This window comes from Burkholderia sp. PAMC 26561, assembly GCF_001557535.2.
In the GTDB taxonomy this organism is placed as follows: domain Bacteria; phylum Pseudomonadota; class Gammaproteobacteria; order Burkholderiales; family Burkholderiaceae; genus Caballeronia.
In genome coordinates, this window is sequence record NZ_CP014307.1 from 912,927 (window position 1) to 932,870 (window position 19,944).

Below are 19,944 nucleotides of genomic sequence, written 5' to 3' on the forward strand. Positions count from 1 at the left end.
TGCAGGGCACGCGGTCAAATCAGCCAAGGATAAAAACCCGATGAAGCGAGACGCGATGGTGCCGGACCGGATTCATCCAGCGAGTCAACCGTCTGACTCGCCGTTATCGAAGCTGTCGCACTTCGGGTTTTTGACGCTGCCGAATTTTTCGATGATCGCCTTTACGAGCGCTATCGAAGTATTACGGATGGCTAACTATGTTGGACGCGCGGAGCACTACACATGGTCGGTGATCACGCCTGATGGCGAACCGGCGCGTGCAAGCAACGGCATCACGGTGAAGCCGACGAGGACGCTTGCCGAAGCGGGCATGCCGGATGTATTGATCGTGTGTGCGGGCTGGCATGTCCGCGATTACGTGAACGACGACGTGATTGCGTTGCTGCAGCAGGTCGCACAGCAAGGCATACCGCTAGGCGGCATATGCACGGGCGCATATGCATTGCTGGCGGCCAATCTGCTCGATGGCTACAGATGCACCGTGCATTGGGAAGATATGTCGCCGCTGCACAAGAGCTATCCTCATGTGCGTTTCGCCGATGAAATCTTTGTCATCGACCGGGACCGCGTGACGTGCACGGGCGGCACCGCGCCGCTCGACCTGATGCTGAATCTTGTCGGCATGAGGCTTGGGCAGGCGCATGCGGCGCAGGTGTCCGAGCAATTCATCGTTGAACGGATTCGCGGCACGACCGATCATCAACATATCCCAGTAGACGCCCGTGTTGGTTTCTCGCGCGCCGAGCTGATCGAAGTCGTGCGGCTGATGGAAGCCAATATTGAGGAGCCCCTTTCCCTGGAAGAACTTGCGCGGCTCGTGAAGCTCTCGCAGCGGCATTTGCAGCGCATGTTCAAGATGTTCCTGAGCGTATCGCCAACGCACTATTACCTCACGCTGCGCCTGCGGCGTGCGCGCGAGTTATTGCGTAATAGCGATGCCTCCATTTCGCGCGTCACCGCCATTTGCGGTTTCCACTCGCCTTGTCATTTCAGCAAGGCATATCGCGCGCAATTTGGCCATGCGCCGAGTATCGAGCGCAGGCAATCGGCTTAAAGATCAGTTTTAAAAGTGACGCGCCGTGTCTGGCGCGGCATCGTCGTGTCTGCAGTTTCCACAATAGGGAGAAATATGAAACTTCACGGAATTGCGTCGTCGTGCGCGCTTGCGGTTTTAATGAATGTCACGATGTCCGGCGGCGCGTTTGCGGCCGACGCGGCGGCGTGCCAGAACGTGCGTTTCGCCGATGTCGGCTGGACCGATATTGCCGCGACCACGGGACTCGCGACCACTGTGCTGCAGGGTCTCGGATACAAGCCGACAAAGACGATCGCTTCCGTGCCGATTACGTTTGCGGGTATCAAGAACAAGCAGATCGATGTATTCCTCGGTTACTGGTCACCGACGATGGACCCGATTGTCCAGCCGTTCCAGAAGGCAAACCAGATCAAAGTCCTGCCCGCGCCCAACCTGACGGGCGCGAAATACACGCTCGCAGTTCCCGATTACGCGTACCAGGGCGGCCTGAAGTCCTTCAGCGATATCGCCAAGAACTTCGACAAGCTCGATGGCAAGATCTATGGCATTGAACCAGGTAACGATGGCAACGCGTTGATCAAGAAAATGATCGACTCGAATCAGTATGGCCTGGGCAAGTTCAAGATGGTCGAGTCAAGCGAAGCCGGCATGCTGGTCGAAGTGGGCCGGGCGATTCGCGAGAAGAAGTGGATTGTGTTCCTGGGATGGGAACCGCACCCGATGAATGTATCGATGAAGATCGATTATCTGAGCGGCGGCGACGACGTGTTCGGCGCGAATTACGGCGAAGCAAAAGTGCTGACGGTCACGCCGCCGGATTATGCCGCGCGATGCCCGAACGTCGCTCATCTCGTCGATAACCTGAAGTTCTCCACAGATATAGAAAATCATGTGATGACGCCGATCATGAACAAGACCGATCCGAACAAGGCGGCCAAGGATTGGTTGAAGGCGAACCCGGCGGTGCTGGATAAATGGCTGGCGGGGGTGAAGACGTTCGATGGCAAGGACGGGCTGGCGGCGGTCAAGACCTACGTATCGCAGTAAGCTTAAGTCGCGCGGGTGAACCGGTACTAGATAGCCCGCGCGCGCCCTGGAAATGTTTCATCGAAATCCGCGGCAAGTTCGAGCGTTGCGACGCTCGCCGCGTCTTCGGGCGCGGCCGTGCCGCGTTGCTCGCGATACATCATTGGCGCAAGCCCGAACTGCTTCCTGAATTCGCGGCCCAGGTGCGAAGCATCGGAAAATCCGCAACTCGAGGCAATATCGGCAACAGTTTTGTCGGAGCTGGTCAGCAACCAGGCGGCTGTGCGCAACCTCACTTGCTTGGCGTAAGCCTGTGGCGCCTTGCCCGTTTCGGCCTTGAACAACCTTTCCAGTTGCCGCGTCGATAGATCCAGTTTGTGCGCAAGTTCATCGAGCGTCAGTGAGCGTCCCACGTGCTGTTCCATCAGCAAGATTGCGCGCTTTACTTTCGGATGCGTCGCGGGCGCCAGGCCCGGCGGATGCGGTTGCGGCGCGTTGCCTTTTTGCATGTCATCGACAAGCAAGATGCGCAGCGCCTTTTGCACTGTCGCAGCTTCGAAATGACGCAGCAGGATTGCAGCGGCAACATCGATCGATGCACGTCCGCCCGAGCACGTGATGCGCCGGTGATCCATGACGAATAACCGGTCCGCGACCAGCATTTCTTCGTTCACGCCGGGAAAACGTTCCACGAAATCCCAGTAATGAAACCAGCTTACGCAAATTCGATAACCGTCCAGCACGCCCGCGCGCATCAGGGAGAACACGCCCGTGCAAATGCCGACGAGCGTGGCGTTGGTGGTCGCGGCGCGGCGGATGAATTGCAGCGTGGCGTCGTTTGCGCCCGCGCCTGAATGCAGCAGGCCGCCCACGACGACTACGTAGTCGAATGACTCGGCTTTGTCGAATGTTTCCCAAGGCGTGATCTGAATGCCGCAACTCGCACGCACCGGTGCAAGCGTTTCGCCTATCACGCTCCACGAGCACCTGACCGGCTTGCTGAAATCGCCTTCGTCGGCGGAAAGACGCAATAAATCGACGAAGCCGGAAAAGGCCGTCAGCGTGAAATTCGGCAACAGCACAATGCCAAAGCGAATGCGCTGTTTGGCCGCCGTATCGGGCGACTGGGCGGGAAGGAGGTCAGCGGGATTCATGCGCTTGCCGTAGATGTAAAACCGAAATCAGGGAATGCGGATTCAAGAAACGCGACGCGATAATGGGCCAGCATATCACTGACATTAAGTGCTTTGAAATTTCGAATCGCCCAATAGAAAAACGGCTTGCCCGGTAAAGAGCAAGCCGTCTTTGATAACCCCTGGCTGGCCAACCACTCCCGCCACAAGCTATTAACCGTCCCGGAGAACTTAATGAGCCGTGTGCGTAACGTGCTTGGCTTTCGGAAACTTGTGATGATGATGCGGCTTCGCGTACGAAACAGCCGGCGCAGCCACTGCAGCAACGATCAGAACTGCAAGGAATTTCTTCAGAAGATTGTTCATGAGGCGAACCTGATAGCGAGAGTTTGACGAGGGGTTGACGTGCGTATTGCAAAACGCCGACACAGTGTAGCGCAGCGATTCCCCAACCCGAAATGGTCGAGAACGCCTGCTGCGAAAGTGTTGTATTGCTGCCTACGTCGTCAGTATCGCAATCCTCGTCGCTTTCCCGGCTTCACGAAATCTCAGTAAAAAACCCTGCTAGCAAGCAAGGGAACGCCGGCCCGGCATTCCCCGCCAGCGCATGGCTTACGAGCCCGAGCCGCTTGCCGTCACGGGAGCGGCGGGACCGCTCGGGGTTGCCGTACCCATGCCGGGCGTGTTGCTCTTGCCCATCGACGAGGAGCTCTTGTGCTTCATCGACTTGTGGTGCGTGGTGCCGGTCGTGCCCGTGCCAGCGGCCTGGTTGGTGGTCTGGGCATTGTCACCCGCTTGTAAGCCGGTGGCCGAGCTCGGCGGATTGTTTTGGGCGAATGCCGTGCTGGAAACGCAAAGTACGGCGCCGATCGCGCATGCCATTGAGAAGTGCTTCATGCCTGTATTCCTTTCTGTAAGACTGGAGACGTCCATGGATCGTGTGACTTCGAACAAGCGGACGCTCACTTGCTTGCTCAAACCCTTGTTCAGCATGTGACGTGCCACCACCATCGTGGATATGTTTTCACCTGCCAGTTTCCGCCGTTGAATATCGCAAATACGCCTGATCGCGCGGCGTCATCAAACTGACTTGGCACGCTGGCGTCGCCGTCCCACGTCCATGCCGTTTTTGTTCTATCGGCGGAAATTCACGTGCGGTGCAATGGCTACCTGGTGATTCCCACGCATTCCACTTTCAAGGCAAGCCATGAATGTCAGCGTCTTCGATCTGTTCAAGATCGGCATTGGTCCGTCGAGTTCGCATACGGTCGGCCCGATGATCGCGGCGTGCAGGTTTGCATCGCATATTGAAGACGCAAATCTTCTGGCGTTCGTGCGGCGCGTGCGGGTGGATCTGTTCGGTTCACTGGGCGCAACGGGCAAGGGTCATGGCACCGACAAGGCCGTGCTTCTCGGACTCGAAGGTCATCTCCCCGACTCGATCGATCCGGATGCGATCGAACCGCGTCTGCGGGCGATCCGCGAGTGCAAGACGCTGATGCTGCTCGGCAAGCATGAAGTGAAGTTCGATGAACGCGACCACCTCGGGTTTTTCCGCAAGCTGATGCCGGGCGCGCCGGGCTCGAGCGTCGTGCATCCGAACGGCATGCGCTTTCAGGCCTTCGATGAAAACGGCCAGTTGGTCGTCGAGAAAGAGTACTACTCGATCGGCGGCGGTTTTGTGATCAACCGCGAAGGAACGCGCGTGAACGGCGTGCAATCGGGCGGCGAAGTTCCGCATCCGTTTCGCACCGGCGACGACCTGATGCGCGTGTGCCGCGAGACGGGTTTATCGATTGCAGAAGTGACGATGTTGAACGAATGTGCATCGCGACCCGAAAGCGAAGTCCGCGAAGGTCTGCTCGCAATCTGGCGCGTGATGGCTGCATGCGTGAAGCGCGGCTGCAAGGTTCGCGGCGAATTGCCCGGGCCGATGCACGTGAAGCGCCGCGCGGCCGATCTCTCGGCGCAATTGCGCCACCGCTCGGAAGAATCGCTGCGTGACCCGTTGTCGATGCTCGACTGGGTCAACCTCTACGCCATGGCCGTGAACGAAGAGAACGCAGCGGGCGGTCGCGTGGTCACCGCGCCCACGAACGGCGCTGCCGGCGTGATCCCTGCCGTGCTGCACTACTACGTGAAGTTCATGCACAACGCGACCGATGAAGGCATTGTCACGTTCTTGCTGACCGCTGCTGCGATCGGGATCATCTACAAAGAGACGGCATCGATATCCGGCGCCGAGGTCGGCTGTCAGGGCGAGGTCGGCGTGGCGTGCTCGATGGCCGCCGCCGCGCTCGCCGCCGTCATGGGCGGCACGCCCACGCAAGTCGAAAACGCCGCTGAAATAGGCATGGAACACAACCTCGGCATGACCTGCGATCCGGTGGGCGGGCTCGTGCAGATTCCGTGCATAGAACGCAATGCTATGGGCGCGATCAAGGCGCTCAACGCCGCACGCATGGCGATGAAAGGCGACGGCACGCACTATGTATCGCTCGACAACGTGATCAAGACCATGCGCGAAACCGGCGCGGACATGAAGACGAAATACAAGGAGACGTCGCGCGGCGGGTTGGCCGTGAACGTCATCGAGTGTTGAATTAACAGGTTGCAAGCCAGTTTCGCAACATCAACAAGTTCCAGGGAAACACCATGAGCCGCTATTCGATATTCAGCCTGCTGCGCAACGGCATGTCGTATCACGAGAACTGGGAGCGCCAGTGGAAGAGCCCCGAGCCGAAACAGGAATACGACGTGGTCATCGTCGGCGGCGGCGGACATGGTCTCGCCACGGCGTATTATCTTGCGAAAGAGCATGGCGTGCGCAATATCGCGGTGCTCGAGAAGGGCTGGATCGGCGGCGGGAATACGGCGCGCAATACGACGATCGTGCGGTCGAATTATCTGTGGGACGAATCTGCCGCGCTGTATGAAAAAGCGATGCAGCTTTGGGAAGGTCTCTCGCAAGACCTGAACTACAACGTGATGTTCAGCCAGCGCGGCGTGATGAACCTCGCGCATACCTTGCAGGATGTCCGGGATACTGAACGTCGCGTGAACGCAAACCGGCTGAACGGTGTCGACGCGGAATTCCTCACGCCCGAACAGATCAAGCAGATCGAGCCGACCATCAACCTGAATAGCCGATACCCCGTACTCGGCGCATCCATCCAGCGTCGCGGCGGTGTCGCGCGTCACGATGCGGTTGCCTGGGGTTATGCGCGCGGCGCGGATCAGGCCGGCGTGGATATCGTGCAGAACTGCCAGGTCACCGGTATCCGCCGAAACGGCAGCCAGGTGACAGGTGTCGATACAACCAAGGGTTTCATCAAGGCGAAGAAGGTCGCGGTGGTCGCGGCAGGCAACACCTCGACACTCGCCGACATGGCCGGCATCCGCCTGCCTTTGGAAAGCCATCCGCTGCAGGCGCTGGTCTCGGAGCCGATCAAGCCCGTGGTCAATACGGTGGTGATGTCGAACGCGGTGCACGCCTATATCAGCCAGTCCGACAAGGGCGATCTCGTGATCGGTGCGGGCGTCGATCAATACACGGGCTTCGGTCAGCGCGGCAGTTTTCACATCATTGAAGGAACGCTCGAGGCGATCGTCGAAATGTTCCCCGTGTTCTCGCGCGTGCGGATGAACCGCCAGTGGGGCGGGATTGTGGATGTATCGCCGGATGCATGCCCGATCATCAGCAAGACGGATGTCAAAGGCCTCTATTTCAACTGCGGATGGGGTACGGGTGGCTTCAAGGCGACACCGGGTTCCGGTTGGGCGTATGCGCACACCATTGCCAACGACGAGCCGCATGCGTTGAACGCGCCGTTTTCCATCGACCGGTTTTACACGGGTCATCTGATCGACGAACACGGCGCCGCCGCCGTCGCCCACTAATCCGCCTTAGGAGAAAAGATATGTTGCTGATCGAATGCCCCTGGTGCGGACCGCGTGCCGAAACCGAATTCTCGTGTGGTGGCGAAGCAGATATTGCGCGACCGCTCGATACCGAAAAGCTCACCGACAAGGAATGGGGCGACTACCTCTTCATGCGCAAGAATCCGCGTGGCGTGCATCGTGAGCAATGGATGCACACACAGGGCTGCCGCCGCTGGTTCATGGCGCAACGCGACACCGTGAGCTACGCGTTCCAGGGCTATGACACGTTCGCGCGGCCACTCGCCGTGATGGAATCGAAAGAAGAAGGACAATCGAAATGAGCCAGAAAGACCGACTCGCTACGGGCGGGCGCATCAATCGCGCGATCTCGCTCACGTTCACGTTCAACGGCAAGACGTATCAGGGCCATCAGGGCGACACGCTCGCGTCCGCGCTGCTCGCCAATGGTGTGCACTTTGTCGCGCGTAGCTGGAAGTACCATCGGCCGCGCGGCATTGTGACAGCCGACGTTGCCGAGCCGAATGCGGTCGTCCAGCTCGAGACCGGCGCTTATACCGTGCCGAATGCGCGTGCGACGGAAATCGAGTTGTATCAAGGGCTGGTCGCCACGAGCGTGAACGCGAAGCCGAGCATTGAAAACGATCGCATGGCGGTGAACCAGAAGATCGCGCGTTTCATTCCCGCCGGTTTCTATTACAAGACCTTCATGTGGCCGCGCAAGTTCTGGCCGAAGTACGAAGAAGTGATTCGCGACGCCGCCGGCCTCGGCAAGGCGCCGGAACAAGTCGATGCCGACCGCTACGACAAGTGCTTCGCGCATTGCGACGTGCTCGTGGTCGGCGCGGGTCCTTCGGGCCTTGCTGCGGCGCATGCGGCGGCTTTGTCGGGCGCGCGTGTGTTTCTCGTCGATGACCAGCCGGAACTCGGTGGCTCGCTGCTGTCGTGCCGCGCGGAAATCGATGGTGCGCCTGGCTTGAAATGGGCGCAAAAGATCGAAGCCGAATTGCGCAAGATGCCCGATGTGAAGATCCTGTGCCGCAGCACGGCGTTTGGGTATCAGGACCACAACCTCGTCACCGTCACGCAGCGTCTGACTGAGCATCTGCCGGTATCGATGAGAAAGGGTACGCGCGAACTGATGTGGAAAATTCGCGCCAAGCGCGTGATTCTCGCGACCGGCGCGCAGGAACGCCCCATCGTATTTGGCAACAACGACCTTCCGGGCGTGATGCTGGCGTCGGCCGTGTCTTCGTATCTGCATCGCTTCGCCGTGCTGCCGGGACGTAACGCGGTGGTGTTCACGAACAACGACAGCGGCTACCAATGTGCACTGGATCTGAAGGCTGCGGGCGCGCAAGTGACCGTCGTGGACCCTCGTCTCGCCGATGAAAAAGGCGCGCTGCAGGCTCAGGCAAAACGTTATGGCGTAAAGGTGCTGAACGGATCGGTCGTGACGGTTGCGCAGGGCAAGCTGCGGGTTGCATCGGTTGAAATCAACGCTTATTCGAACGCCACCGTTGGCGCAAAGCAAGCCGACCTGCCTTGCGACCTGCTCGCCATGTCCGGCGGCTGGAGCCCGATCCTGCACCTGTTCGCACAGTCCGGCGGCAAGGCGCACTGGCATGACGAAAAACTGTGTTTCGTCCCCGGCAAGGCCATGCAAGCCGAGAGCAGCGTGGGCGGTTGCGCGGGCGAATTCACGCTTGCTCGCGCGATTCGTTTTGCCGTCGATGCAGGCGTGGATGCAGCGCGTGCGGTCGGCTTGATCGTCGCACGCCCGACGCCCGTGCAAGTCGCCGAGATCAGCGAAGCACCGTTGACGCCGCTTTGGCTCGTCGGCGGCCGCGAGCTGGCGACGCGGGGTCCCAAGCAGTTCATCGACTATCAAAACGATGTATCCGCCGCCGATATTTTCCTTGCGGCGCGCGAAGGTTTCGAGTCGGTCGAGCACGTGAAGCGCTATACGGCGATGGGATTCGGCACGGATCAGGGCAAACTCGGCAATATCAACGGCATGGCGATTCTCGCGCAAGCCTTGAACAAGACCATCCCCGAAACAGGCACGACGACCTTCCGTCCGAACTACACGCCGGTGACCTTCGGCACGTTCGCCGGCCGCGAGCTGGGCGAGTTTCTCGATCCGGTCCGCAAGACTGCGGTGCACGAGTGGCACGTTGAAAACGGCGCTGCGTTCGAAGATGTGGGCAACTGGAAACGGCCCTGGTATTACCCGCGTCCGGGTGAAGACATGCACGCAGCGGTCGCCCGTGAATCGCTCGCCACGCGTACGAGCGTCGGCATCCTCGATGCATCGACGCTTGGCAAGATCGACATTCAAGGTCCCGACGCCGCGAAGCTGCTCAACTGGGTCTACACAAACCCGTGGAGCAAGCTGGAAGTGGGCAAATGCCGCTACGGCCTGATGCTCGATGAAAACGGCATGATCTTCGACGACGGCGTGACCGTACGTCTCGCCGACCAGCACTACATGATGACGACCACCACCGGCGGCGCGGCTCGCGTGCTGACGTGGCTCGAACGCTGGTTGCAGACCGAGTGGCCGGACATGCGCGTGCGCCTGGCATCGGTGACGGATCACTGGGCGACCTTTGCCGTGGTCGGACCGAACAGCCGCAAAGTCCTGCAGAAGGTCTGTCGCGATATCGACTTCGCGAATGCCGCGTTTCCGTTCATGAGCTTTCGAGAAGGGACTGTCGCGGGCGCGGCATCACGTGTCATGCGCATCAGCTTTTCCGGCGAACTGGCATACGAAGTGAACGTGCCCGCGAACGTGGGGCGCGCGGTGTGGGAAGCGTTGATGGCGGCCGGCGCCGAGTTTGACATCACGCCTTATGGCACGGAAACCATGCACGTGTTGCGTGCGGAGAAGGGTTACATCATCGTGGGCCAGGATACCGATGGTTCCATGACGCCGTACGACCTTGGCATGGGCGGGCTCGTTGCGAAGTCGAAGGACTTTCTTGGCAAGCGTTCGCTGACGCGTTCGGATACGGCCAAGGCGGGACGCAAGCAACTGGTCGGACTGCTCGCCGAAGACGGGTCGTTCGTGATCCCGGAAGGCTCGCAAATCGTCGCAGGTCCGTTCAGCGGAGAGACAGCACCGATGCTCGGCCATGTCACCTCCAGCTATTTCAGCCCTATTTTAAAGCGCTCGATTGCGATGGCCGTGATCAAGGGCGGTCTCGACAAGATCGGCGAGTCAGTGATGATTCCGCTTGCCGGCGGCAAGCAGATGCCGGCAAAAATCACCAGCTCGGTGTTCTACGACAGCGAAGGAGCACGTCAACATGTGGAATGAAAACGGCAGCAATCAGACGGTCGTCGATCGTGCAATCGGGCAGGGCGTGTGGCAGGAATCGCCGCTGGTGGGCACGGACGGGCTGCTGAAGAAACATCTGGCTGCGGGATCGAAGGCGTTTCGTCTCGTCGAGCGGCCGTTCCTCGAACTGGTAAATCTGCGAGGCGATCTGCGCGATGCAGCGTTCGTTGCCGCCGTTGAAAGCGTGCTTGGCTGCAAACCGCCCGAGGAGGCGAACACCACGGCGACAGGCAATGGCTACGATCTGCTGTGGCTCGGTCCCGATGAATGGCTCGTGCGCTCGGTGGCATCGCATTCGGCCACGCAAGCGGCGCCGATGGAAGCAAAACTGCGCAACGCGTTCAGAGGTCTGTTCGCAGCCGCGGTGGATATCGGCAGTGGTTATACCGTGCTGGAAATAAGCGGTGCACGTACGCGCGATGTCCTCGCCCGCGGCTGTCCGCTCGACTTGCATCCGCGTTTGTTCGGCGCGGGACAATGTGCGCAGAGTCATTACTTTAAGGCATCGGTGACGATCGTTCCGACTGGAGATGACAGCTTCGACCTCGTGATCCGCCGCAGCTTCGCGGACTACTTCGTGAAGATCATGCTCGACGCGGCAGAGCCGCTTTTGTCGTGAAACTGTACGAACCGATCGGGCCTGGAGGCCGCGGCTGGCGCATCGTGGTCGATGAGCTGGTCGTGCCTACACGCATCGGCTTGTATGAACGCGAGTATCTTGCGCCGCAGCCCGTTGTTATCGATGCGAGCCTGCATTATCGATGCGTGCCGGTTGAAGGCGATCGCTCCGGGTTGATTGATTACGAGGCTTGGTGCACACGGGTCTCGACATATCTCGAGAGCAAGCCGCATACGCGTTTGCTGGAAACGCTCGCCGTCGAAGTGGCAGCGCTGTCGTTCACGGAGTGGCCCGCGCTCGATGCGCTCACGCTGCTTTTGTACAAGCCGAAGATTCGTGAGGGCACGCGGCGTGTAGGCGTCGAGCTAGACTGGCACCGGGCGGACTTCGACTCATGGCGCGCGTCTGCCGAGTCGCATTCGATTGCAGTGCACCGAACCGTCGATGACGTCCACGCGCATTGAAACCGCCGGGCTTTCGCAGCTTGCTTGCGAACAACGCGATGCAGAAGCGGCCCTCGCGCTGCTTGATAGAAGCATCGCATTGGGGCACCGACGCATAGCGCTTATCCGATACCTGCATGCGCAGTATCTCGATGCACCGCTTTCAGCGCAGCATCATGATTACGTGCACAAGATTGCAGAACGCCTGAGCGCCGAGACCATCGTGCGCATTGCGATGGCCGCTCGCTCGCGCTTCGAGCAATGAATCAGTCGACCCGGATGGCGTGCGCGGATCGCTGCACCACGACAAGCGACGCAAGCAGAACCGATCCGCACGACACCACCACCGACAGCGCCGCACCCACCACGCCGAATATCAGGCAAAGGCAGGAGAGCAATGCGAGTGACACGCCAACTTCCATTGTCGACAAGATGACGAAGGTTCGTTTGCTGATCGAAAACACGGTTATCGATATCAGCCTGCACGCGAACATCAGCGATGCACCTAAAAAGATCAGGAACAGGAACAGGCATTGTCTTGAAGGTGAACCAAGACTTGCCGTGGGAAAGAGCCTGATCTTGAAGGCGAGAAACGCGCCAAACGTCAGCAAGGCGCAGATCGCGATTGCAACGCCAAATAGGGACATTCTCGAAAGATGTCTGCGCAAGGCGCGCAGCCAGGCAAGCATTCGCGAATGAAGGACCAGCGCCAACGCTTGCCCGAAATTGAACGCGAGGTTATGCACGCTTTTCGCGCCTCGATACAGCGCGGCGCCCGCAGGTCCAAGAAGCATGGCGGCGATGATCACGTCGAGATGCTTCGCTCCTGAAAATATCGCGTTCGAATACCAGCTGCTGATCAGCTCCTTACCGCCGAGACTGACCAGATGCCGCAATGCGGCCGGACCCGCCGGTGCGGCAGGTTCAGGTGTACGCACTATCAGGTAAGCACCAAGCAGCATCGTCCCGTACGAACCTTCCACGAGCAAAAGCAAATCAGGCAGATAGAGCGACCATGACGGATGTGTCGCGATGAGCCAGACCACCGAGCAACGGCACAACGCCGACACAGTGGAGACAGCACATATCGCGGCGTTTCCGCCCTTGAGCCGAAGATAGCCGAGCGCAAAATGCGAGGTCGCATAACCGACGGGCGCGATGACGAGCATCGGCAAGATCTGAGGTAATGCGATCGCTCCCGAGGCGGACATGATCCAGGCCGCGATGCTGAAAAACAAAGCCGAACCTGTTGCGCTGACCGTGTCCAGAAACAGCAGACTTGGAAAACGCTCACGAATTTTAGTGACGCTATACAGCCGGGCAGAACCGAAATTGAATACATCTATTGAAACGAAAAACAGTGCCAGCAACGCGTAAGAGCGGCCTAGCCACGCTGCGTCCAGATACTTCAGTGCGAAGACGACCGCGACAAAATTGCTTACGGCCGGCAATGCCGAGCCGAGCATGACATAAACCAGATCCTTACGCATTGCCATGTGCCTTCAGCAGCGCGTCGCAGTAGGTTCGATAACGGGCTTGTAACGCGTCGAAACCAAAGGGGAGCGCCGCTTCTCGCGCGGCCTTCGCTCGTGCCTGCAGGAGTGACCGGTCCCGAGCCAGCATTTCGATGCTTGAAACCAGGGCGGCAACGTCGCCGGGCGCGACCATGCTCTCTTCGCCCAGCACTTCCGGAATACCGCCTACGTTCGACGCAATGACCGGCGTTCCCGCGGCCATTGCCTCCAGCATCGCGCGCGGCATGCCTTCCTGAAAGGACGGCAATACAAACAAGTCATGTTCTGCGACGTGATCCGCGACGAGATCGGCATTGACGATGCCGACAAACGTAACGTGATCGCCAAGCCCCAGTTGCGCCGCTTGCGTTTCGAATTCGGGGCGCAGCGCACCGTCGCCGATCAGGGTCAGTTCGACGGCGATGTCCCGCTTATGCAGATCCGCGACTGCTTGCAGCAGGACGCCATGGCCTTTGCTGTGGTTGTGCATCATCGCGGTGTTGATCAATCGTAATCCGCCGTCGGGGCGCGGCGTCCTGACCAGGGGCGTTTCAAACAACGCATCCTTCAGATAGACGTCGCTGAACCCAAACATCATGTCTGCGTGTGTTGCAGGATACTTGCGCTGCAGGTACTCGCTTGTCACGTAGCGGACGGTAACTGCACGAAGTGCAGCTATTCGCGTCGTCCAGCAATGAACGAGACGCGCAACACGCCGCAACGGGTGCCTTGATGCAGACGCGCCAAAGTAATCGGCAGGATCGGCGACGACTTCGGCCGAAAAGCGCTTGCCGCCGATCAAACAAATGAATAACGCAAGCGACGCAATATTTCCGGGGAACCGGATCAACACAACAGGCGCCGTAACAAGCTGTCGATAAAGCCTTATCAGCAAGCGCGGCACGCTCGTGATCAACGCACGCACGCCGCGATTCGCGCCGAGATCGACGAACGAAACGTGTTCGCCCGTCACGCGTTCACCAATTGCCTCCATTGCGGGAAATGAGCGCGCAACGATCACGACTTGATCGAAAGAATCTGTGAAGCGTGCGCCAAACCGCGCATAGCTCATGTGGGGACTCAGGATATCTTCACCGACACGACGGAAGTTACCGTCCATGATCAGCGTTATCGAACGTGCGCAGTTCATCTTTGATCGCCTCCACAAAGTGTTCATGGCTACGTTGAACATTCGACTCGACGCGCACCCAGTATTGCTCCTCGTCTTCTACGAGCAGGCGAACTGCATTCGCTACTGCAATGGGATCAAAGTCGCTCGCATGAAATACGAAGTCGTCGAGCCCCAGATCGCCAAACGCTGCATGGCCCTTGCGTTCGTATGCGATGTGCACGCTCGGAACACCGGCGAGCACGCTTTCGAGGCTGCCGTGAAGCCTCACCGAGACCACGATTGCAGAACGCTCGGCAAGCACGTCCTTGAGCATGGCCGCGTTGTCCACTCCGAGATGCTCGCGATAAAAGACATCGTCGCTGTTGCCGCGACCGCGCGCCTGTATCGCTAGCTTTGCGTCAGGCAGAAGCGTCATAAGCGCGTGCACGCGTTCCAGATATGCATTGCGGTAAGGCTTGTTCTGCAGGTCCCGAAAGACGAGGTACACCTGCGGCGCTGCGATCCTTGTATGCCGCAAGGTGCCTGCCCCCGCTTCCTGCGCAATCTCCAGCACTACCAGATCGCCGGTTCTCGTGGCCGCCGGATGCGCGAGTTCGGACACGCTTTTGTCGTCGCGCAGGAAAATGCGTTCTACACGGCTTCGCACGATGCGCGCAAGCAGCTTTCCGGCGAATGTGTCGAACGGTCCAACGCTTTGCGGAAAGTAAATCCGGCGGCTCGAACCGCCGAACGAAGACATGAGGATCTGGCTACCATGTGCGATCAATGACTTCCATCCTTCCGGTCTGCTCGATGCACGCAAGTAGCCACCGCCCACGCCGAAGTACACGGAACGTTGACGCAAGAACACGCCGAGAAACCGCCCGCGCAAGAATTCGCCGAGCGAAATGAGCCTGATATTCGCATCGTCGATATATCCGGCGAACGATTCCTTGTCCAGGCATACGACAGTGATCGTCCTGGTTATGCCCGCATCGCGGATCGCCTTGAGACTGAGTTTGACCAGCAGTCCGTCGCCGCTGTTGTGCGAACTATAGGCGTGCAGCAGATAATAATCAGGGGCGTTCATAGCAACTCATCAAGGTGTTGAGGAAGCGGTCGATCTGAAACGTACTTTCGAACACGTGACGCGCATTGGCGCCCATTCTTCTGCACTCGTCCAATGTGAGGCGGTTGAGGTTTTCGGCCAGGCACCTGCCCGTAAGCTCGCGAAGAATGACGCCGTTGTATCCATGGATGACCTGCTCGGGTAACGAACTCTCACCCGACACGACAATCACCTTGCCCGCGCGCATTGCCTCGATGGGCACGAGCGCAAGCCCCTCCCATCGCGACGGAACCACGATCACATCCATCTCGTGCATCGCGCGCCGTGTGCCGGCCGCATCCAGCCAGCCGTGATAGGTGATACGGGCATCGTTACCTGCTTCGATACCACCGCGTACCGCCGCGCCGAATGCGTGTATTTCAAGTCTTGCATCGAGTAACGGTAATGCTTCGAGAACGACATCAAAGCCCTTCTGATAATCAAGGCGTCCGAAATAACCGACTTTCGTTGAATTCGTTTCGGCACGATATTCAGGAATCTGAAAACGTTCGTCGGGGGCGATACCCGTATAGATGAATTCGATCTTGTCTGCTGGAATGCGATATTTGCGCGCCGCACGCAATTCGTCAAATGACATGCAAAGTATCCGGTCGCAGCGTTGTGCGAGTACGCGCTCGACCAGACCATACGCCAACTTTGCCGGTGTCGTCACGTCGGTTTTGAGAAACGACCACGCGTGAGGCGTATAGAGAACCTTCGCACCCGGATGATTTCGCAAGCGCACATACATGCCGGGAAACGAACTGTGGCAATGAACAACATCGGCATGCAGCGACGCGATGCGCAGTTGCAGTGCCTTGGATATGGACCAGAATCTAGCCGGGTTGCGGCTTGACCGGTAATCGGCTACTTCAATGCCATCTATCTTCAATCCGCCTTCCACTTTGCTGGTATCGCAAAGCAGTGTGATGTCATGGCCTAGATCGCGTTGCTTCGCGGCTAGTGTCTGTACATAGGTTGCAATTCCGCCGGTCCAGGTCTCGACTACGTGAACAATTTTCATGATGTTGGCCCTCCGAAGGCTGCGGCTTTGTTGTGGTCTTCGGAGAACCTCAATACAAAGGCCATCGGGAGAGCGAACAACACGATCCAGCGCACCACGTAGTACGCAAGGACGTTGGAATCGAACAGGAAAAACAGAAATGGCAATGGCATCAGTACGACTTTCAGCGGCAACCATTTCCGGTTGCGCGAACCGCTGATCGAGTTGACTGCGACCATCAATAACGCGGGTAGCGAGAAGGAAAGCACATATCCGATCAAGCCGAAATTCGCGAGGAATTCCCCAGGCATGCCGAATAACAATGTGGTCTCGGCGTCGCCCGACGATTGCACCTCGTTGACGATATCGCTCTTTTCTTCTGCAAACGTCGACGGACGGTCTTCCCACAATGCTTTCGGTATGACCGATGCGGCCGCGCCCACGAAGCTTCGTCCCATCGGCAGGTCGTAGGTGTTCTTCGTGACCGTTTCGATGGCTTGCGTCTGTACATCGAAGCGTGACAGATCACGAAACAAAAAGAAGCTGACGGGACCCATGCTGAGCTCGAGCGATCGCTGATCGGCGAAACGTTCGGTAAGATTGCCGAGATCGGAATAGTCAATACCGAACTTGATAGGCATCAGCACGAGTGCTACGACCGCCATCAGGATGGCTGACATCTTCGCTGTGCGACGGCTGATCGGTGCGACCAGGAAGTGATAGATCGACGCTGCGAACAGATAGGCGAAGATGATGCCCTGGCGATTCCCGAACACGCCCGATGCCAGCCAGCCCAACACGCCTATCTGGGCGAAGGCGACGGTTGTCATCAATCTGCTGCATCGCGGGCGCAACGTCAGGCATACGAAGATCCAGAGCGGCGCAGTATTTGCCAGTGCCTGCACAATGCCCAGGCCGCCGAGCGGATCGTATCCGGTCACGCTGCTCTGGAGCCGTTCGTCGTAGAGCTCGACGATCTTTGCGTAACCTCCCAGCTTCAAATAAATGAACGCGATGGCCGCGACCGACGTCAGGGTGAAAAAATAGACGAGTCCCGTAACACCGGACTGATCGGCCGGCGTGTTGTCGCGCTCGATTAGGCGACGCTGCGCCAAGTCCAGTGAAATCTTCAGAACCCAGATGCCCGCGACGCTCAGAAAGAACCAAAGCAAGACGGAGGTGCTGTCTTCCTTCAGCAGATCGAGATAAATCGCGTCGCCGGCAGCGAGCTGCCACGCCGGCAGCACGCAAAACGTCGCAAGCAGGAAGAGCTTGAACAGGCGCAGCAATTCGTTACGCGGACGTATCGCGAGGATGCTTGCAGCCAGGACTACAGAGAGCGTGGCAGTCGTCGCACTGAGCTTGCCGAGAAAGACTGCGGTCATTGTGACGAGCACCGCTATAGCCGCAAGCACGAGCATGGGAACTGACGGCTGCGTGCGGCGCGGGGTCAGACTGTACGGTTTCATTTCGGCGTCCGCTTGTCAGTCTTGCCGTATTCATACGCGACATAACGGTATTGGCCGTACTTCGAACCGTATCGCAAGCCTTTGGCGTCCAGGCCGTTGAAGATCACACCTTTTACGGCGACGTTGACCTGTTCGAGTTGCTTGTTCGATTCGAGCAACTCTCCGATAGTCGTACGCTTGAATCGCCCAATCAGGAATACGGTCGCGCAGTGGGCCGCGATGTTGACGGAATCGGACACTGCCAGGACCGGCGGCGTATCGACAATTACGAGATCGTATTGCGCGCTCATCTGATCGAGCACGCGCAGCATGCGTTCGTTCTGTACCAGGTCGGCCGAGTTCGGCGGGAATGCGCCCGTGCTGATGAAATCGAGGCCAGGCGCTACGTTGCGATGCACCGCCTGATCGAACGTTGCCGTTTCTATAAGCAGGTCTGAAAGGCCGCATGTGCGGGCTTTGCCAAAGTATTGATTAAGGTAGCCCTTGCGCAGGTCGGCATCCACCAGCAAGACGCGCTTGCCTGCGGCGCTGACCACCGCGGCAAGATTCGCGGAGATAAAGGATTTCCCGATACCCGGCGTAGGACCCGTGATGACCACGCGATTATTCGCTGCGCCGAGCAATGCAAATTGCAGAGCGGTACGAAAGCTGCGCAGACTCTCGATGGGCGCGTCGTTCGGATGGGATGCAGCCAGAAGATGAACGCCAGCTGTGCGTCCCTCGACGTTCTTCGCGAGTACGCCCTGTGCAGGCGAGAACGGCACAGAGCCATATACCTTCATACCGGTGTGTTGCTCGATCTCGTGCGCATCGGTCAGACCGCCAAAGAGACCGTCGCGAAGGAATGCAGCGGCCACGCCGAGCATCAGCCCGATCATCCCGGCCAGTGCAAGCACCATCCCTTTGCGCGGCTTGACGGGTTCTTCGGGAACGTTCGCATAGTCGATCTGGCGAACGGTGCCGACCTTTCCTGCCTTGACGAGCTTCAGGCGCTCGACGTTATTCACAACATTGACGTAGGTATCGCTGTCCACCTGAAGGTCGCGCATGAGACGCAGGGATTCCTGCTCGATGTCGGGCAGCGCCCTCATGCGCGATGCAATGTTGCCGCTCTTGGCGGTTACTGCCGCGATCTGGTTATCGAGCGCACGCAGCGCGGGATGCCCCGGCGCGAAGCGGGTCGCCATTTCGGCTCTCTTCTGCTTCAGTTCGAGCAAGCTCGTGTCCGATGCAACACTTTCCTGCAAGAACGCCGTACCTTCCTGGCTCAGATTGAACGTCCCGCTCCTGTTGCGAAGCGCGTTGTATCGTTCTTCGGATTCGCTCAGCTTCGCCTTTAGCCTCGGCATCTGGCTTTCAAGGTAGGTCAATGAGCTTTGCGCCTCCGCAGTCTTGCGCTCGACGTTCTGCGTGACGTATTCCTGTCCGATCTGGTTCACGATGGACGCCGTCAAAGCTGGGTCCTTGCCGCGAAGCGTCGCGCCGATAATGCCGCTCTGCTTGCCCTTTGGCTCAATGTCGAGGTTCAACTGCAGGTTCGAGACAGTCTTGGGCTGCGAGTTGCGCACGAGCGTGAATTGACCGCCGGGTTTCGCATGCAGTTCTGTAACGAGCAGCCGGATCGTGCCGATCTGCTGCGTGACCTGCAACGCAACGCCAACATGTCCCTTGATAGGCCGGTCGAGGTCGGGGTAGTCAAGCTGATAGTCACCGTTGCCCAGCGCAGTGAGCGTGAGCGCTTCACCTTCTACCGCCTTTGGAACGTCGAAGGTCGCGAGCTGCAAAGACTCGGCACCCCACACATATCCGCCTTTGCCGAACAGGCCTGGCGTGGACATGCCCTTGTTTCTGCCTGCAATCCAGGCGCCGACGACCGGGAAATACTTCGGCTTGGCGTCGATATATAGCTGCAGCGTGTCGACCGCTTTGCCGATAACCATGCGCGAACGCAGTATTTCAAGTTCGGCGGCTGCTTGTGTCTTTACGTCGAAAAGCGCCGATGCATCGCCAAGCAGGCTGCCGGCGCTCACGCCATTGTCTTCGACCTGGATCATCATGTCGGCTTCGTACACGGGAGGCGTGATGACCGCATAGGCCGCGCCAATTGCGAGCGTGATGGCGGTAACAGCACCAATCAGGCGGCGGTTAGCAAGCAGCACGTCGAGATAACGGACAAGGTCGAGCTCTTCTACTGGCGACATCTTGGCCGGGGTATGTGTTATTTCAGTTTTCATCAGGA

General features: G+C 58.7%; 18 protein-coding genes. 9 read left to right on the top strand and 9 right to left on the bottom strand.

Annotation, left to right across the window (positions count from 1 at the left end; genetic code table 11):
• Window positions 1-40 precede the first annotated feature (40 nt).
• A complete protein-coding gene (locus AXG89_RS19810) occupies window positions 41-1,054 on the top strand; it encodes a GlxA family transcriptional regulator (RefSeq protein ID WP_062172603.1) in 1,014 nt (337 codons plus the stop codon).
• 120 nt (window positions 1,055-1,174) lie between these two features.
• Window positions 1,175-2,083 (top strand): choline ABC transporter substrate-binding protein, encoded by a 909-nt coding sequence (locus tag AXG89_RS19815; protein WP_372237047.1) that lies wholly within the window; start codon window positions 1,175-1,177, stop codon window positions 2,081-2,083.
• 26 nt (window positions 2,084-2,109) lie between these two features.
• Here the strand turns inward: AXG89_RS19815 and AXG89_RS19820 are convergent, their stop codons facing one another.
• The 3 genes from AXG89_RS19820 to AXG89_RS19825 form a co-directional block, all read right to left on the bottom strand.
• Complete coding sequence (locus AXG89_RS19820; RefSeq protein WP_062171918.1) at window positions 2,110-3,216, bottom strand: GlxA family transcriptional regulator; 1,107 nt, start codon at window positions 3,214-3,216, stop codon at window positions 2,110-2,112.
• 210 nt (window positions 3,217-3,426) lie between these two features.
• Window positions 3,427-3,561: a hypothetical protein gene (locus AXG89_RS44170; protein WP_255580681.1), complete on the bottom strand. Its 135-nt coding sequence runs from the start codon at window positions 3,559-3,561 to the stop codon at window positions 3,427-3,429.
• 246 nt (window positions 3,562-3,807) lie between these two features.
• Entirely contained in the window at window positions 3,808-4,092 is a 285-nt protein-coding gene (locus AXG89_RS19825; RefSeq protein WP_075358231.1) for a hypothetical protein, read from the bottom strand.
• A 310-nt stretch (window positions 4,093-4,402) separates the two neighbouring features.
• Here AXG89_RS19825 and AXG89_RS19830 point away from each other — a divergent pair, with 310 nt between their 5' ends.
• From AXG89_RS19830 to AXG89_RS19860, 7 genes are read left to right on the top strand one after another with little or no spacing between them, the layout of a single operon-like run.
• Entirely contained in the window at window positions 4,403-5,797 is a 1,395-nt protein-coding gene (locus AXG89_RS19830; RefSeq protein WP_062171923.1) for an L-serine ammonia-lyase, read from the top strand.
• Between the two features lie 53 nt (window positions 5,798-5,850).
• Entirely contained in the window at window positions 5,851-7,095 is a 1,245-nt protein-coding gene (locus AXG89_RS19835) for a sarcosine oxidase subunit beta family protein (RefSeq protein WP_062003550.1), read from the top strand.
• Window positions 7,096-7,115: 20 nt separating this feature from the next.
• The gene (locus AXG89_RS19840) at window positions 7,116-7,418 is read left to right on the top strand and encodes a sarcosine oxidase subunit delta (protein ID WP_062171925.1); all 303 of its coding nucleotides are present in this window, start codon (window positions 7,116-7,118) and stop codon (window positions 7,416-7,418) included.
• The gene (locus tag AXG89_RS19845; RefSeq protein WP_062171928.1) at window positions 7,415-10,417 is read left to right on the top strand and encodes a sarcosine oxidase subunit alpha family protein; all 3,003 of its coding nucleotides are present in this window, start codon (window positions 7,415-7,417) and stop codon (window positions 10,415-10,417) included. The genes AXG89_RS19840 and AXG89_RS19845 overlap by 4 nt, the downstream gene beginning before the upstream one ends.
• A complete protein-coding gene (locus tag AXG89_RS19850; RefSeq protein WP_062171931.1) occupies window positions 10,407-11,057 on the top strand; it encodes a sarcosine oxidase subunit gamma in 651 nt (216 codons plus the stop codon). The genes AXG89_RS19845 and AXG89_RS19850 overlap by 11 nt, the downstream gene beginning before the upstream one ends.
• Window positions 11,054-11,521: a dihydroneopterin aldolase gene (locus AXG89_RS19855; protein ID WP_062171934.1), complete on the top strand. Its 468-nt coding sequence runs from the start codon at window positions 11,054-11,056 to the stop codon at window positions 11,519-11,521. The genes AXG89_RS19850 and AXG89_RS19855 overlap by 4 nt, the downstream gene beginning before the upstream one ends.
• Window positions 11,502-11,765, top strand: a complete 264-nt coding sequence (locus AXG89_RS19860; RefSeq protein ID WP_062003559.1) for a hypothetical protein — start codon at window positions 11,502-11,504, stop codon at window positions 11,763-11,765. Before AXG89_RS19855 ends, AXG89_RS19860 begins: the two co-directional genes overlap by 20 nt.
• A gap of 1 nt (window position 11,766) precedes the next feature.
• Here the strand turns inward: AXG89_RS19860 and AXG89_RS19865 are convergent, their stop codons facing one another.
• From AXG89_RS19865 to AXG89_RS19890, 6 genes are read right to left on the bottom strand one after another with little or no spacing between them, the layout of a single operon-like run.
• The gene (locus AXG89_RS19865) at window positions 11,767-12,996 is read right to left on the bottom strand and encodes a hypothetical protein (RefSeq protein WP_086386325.1); all 1,230 of its coding nucleotides are present in this window, start codon (window positions 12,994-12,996) and stop codon (window positions 11,767-11,769) included.
• Window positions 12,983-14,164 (bottom strand): glycosyltransferase family 4 protein, encoded by a 1,182-nt coding sequence (locus AXG89_RS44255; protein WP_236873427.1) that lies wholly within the window; start codon window positions 14,162-14,164, stop codon window positions 12,983-12,985. The genes AXG89_RS19865 and AXG89_RS44255 overlap by 14 nt, the downstream gene beginning before the upstream one ends.
• Window positions 14,124-15,215: a polysaccharide pyruvyl transferase family protein gene (locus AXG89_RS19875; RefSeq protein ID WP_062171941.1), complete on the bottom strand. Its 1,092-nt coding sequence runs from the start codon at window positions 15,213-15,215 to the stop codon at window positions 14,124-14,126. The genes AXG89_RS44255 and AXG89_RS19875 overlap by 41 nt, the downstream gene beginning before the upstream one ends.
• Window positions 15,202-16,257, bottom strand: coding sequence for a glycosyltransferase family 4 protein (locus AXG89_RS19880; protein WP_062171944.1), 1,056 nt, complete (start codon window positions 16,255-16,257; stop codon window positions 15,202-15,204). The genes AXG89_RS19875 and AXG89_RS19880 overlap by 14 nt, the downstream gene beginning before the upstream one ends.
• Window positions 16,254-17,705, bottom strand: a complete 1,452-nt coding sequence (locus AXG89_RS19885) for a hypothetical protein (protein ID WP_062171947.1) — start codon at window positions 17,703-17,705, stop codon at window positions 16,254-16,256. The genes AXG89_RS19880 and AXG89_RS19885 overlap by 4 nt, the downstream gene beginning before the upstream one ends.
• The gene (locus tag AXG89_RS19890) at window positions 17,702-19,939 is read right to left on the bottom strand and encodes a polysaccharide biosynthesis tyrosine autokinase (RefSeq protein WP_062171951.1); all 2,238 of its coding nucleotides are present in this window, start codon (window positions 19,937-19,939) and stop codon (window positions 17,702-17,704) included. Before AXG89_RS19890 ends, AXG89_RS19885 begins: the two co-directional genes overlap by 4 nt.
• Window positions 19,940-19,944: the final 5 nt, after the last annotated feature.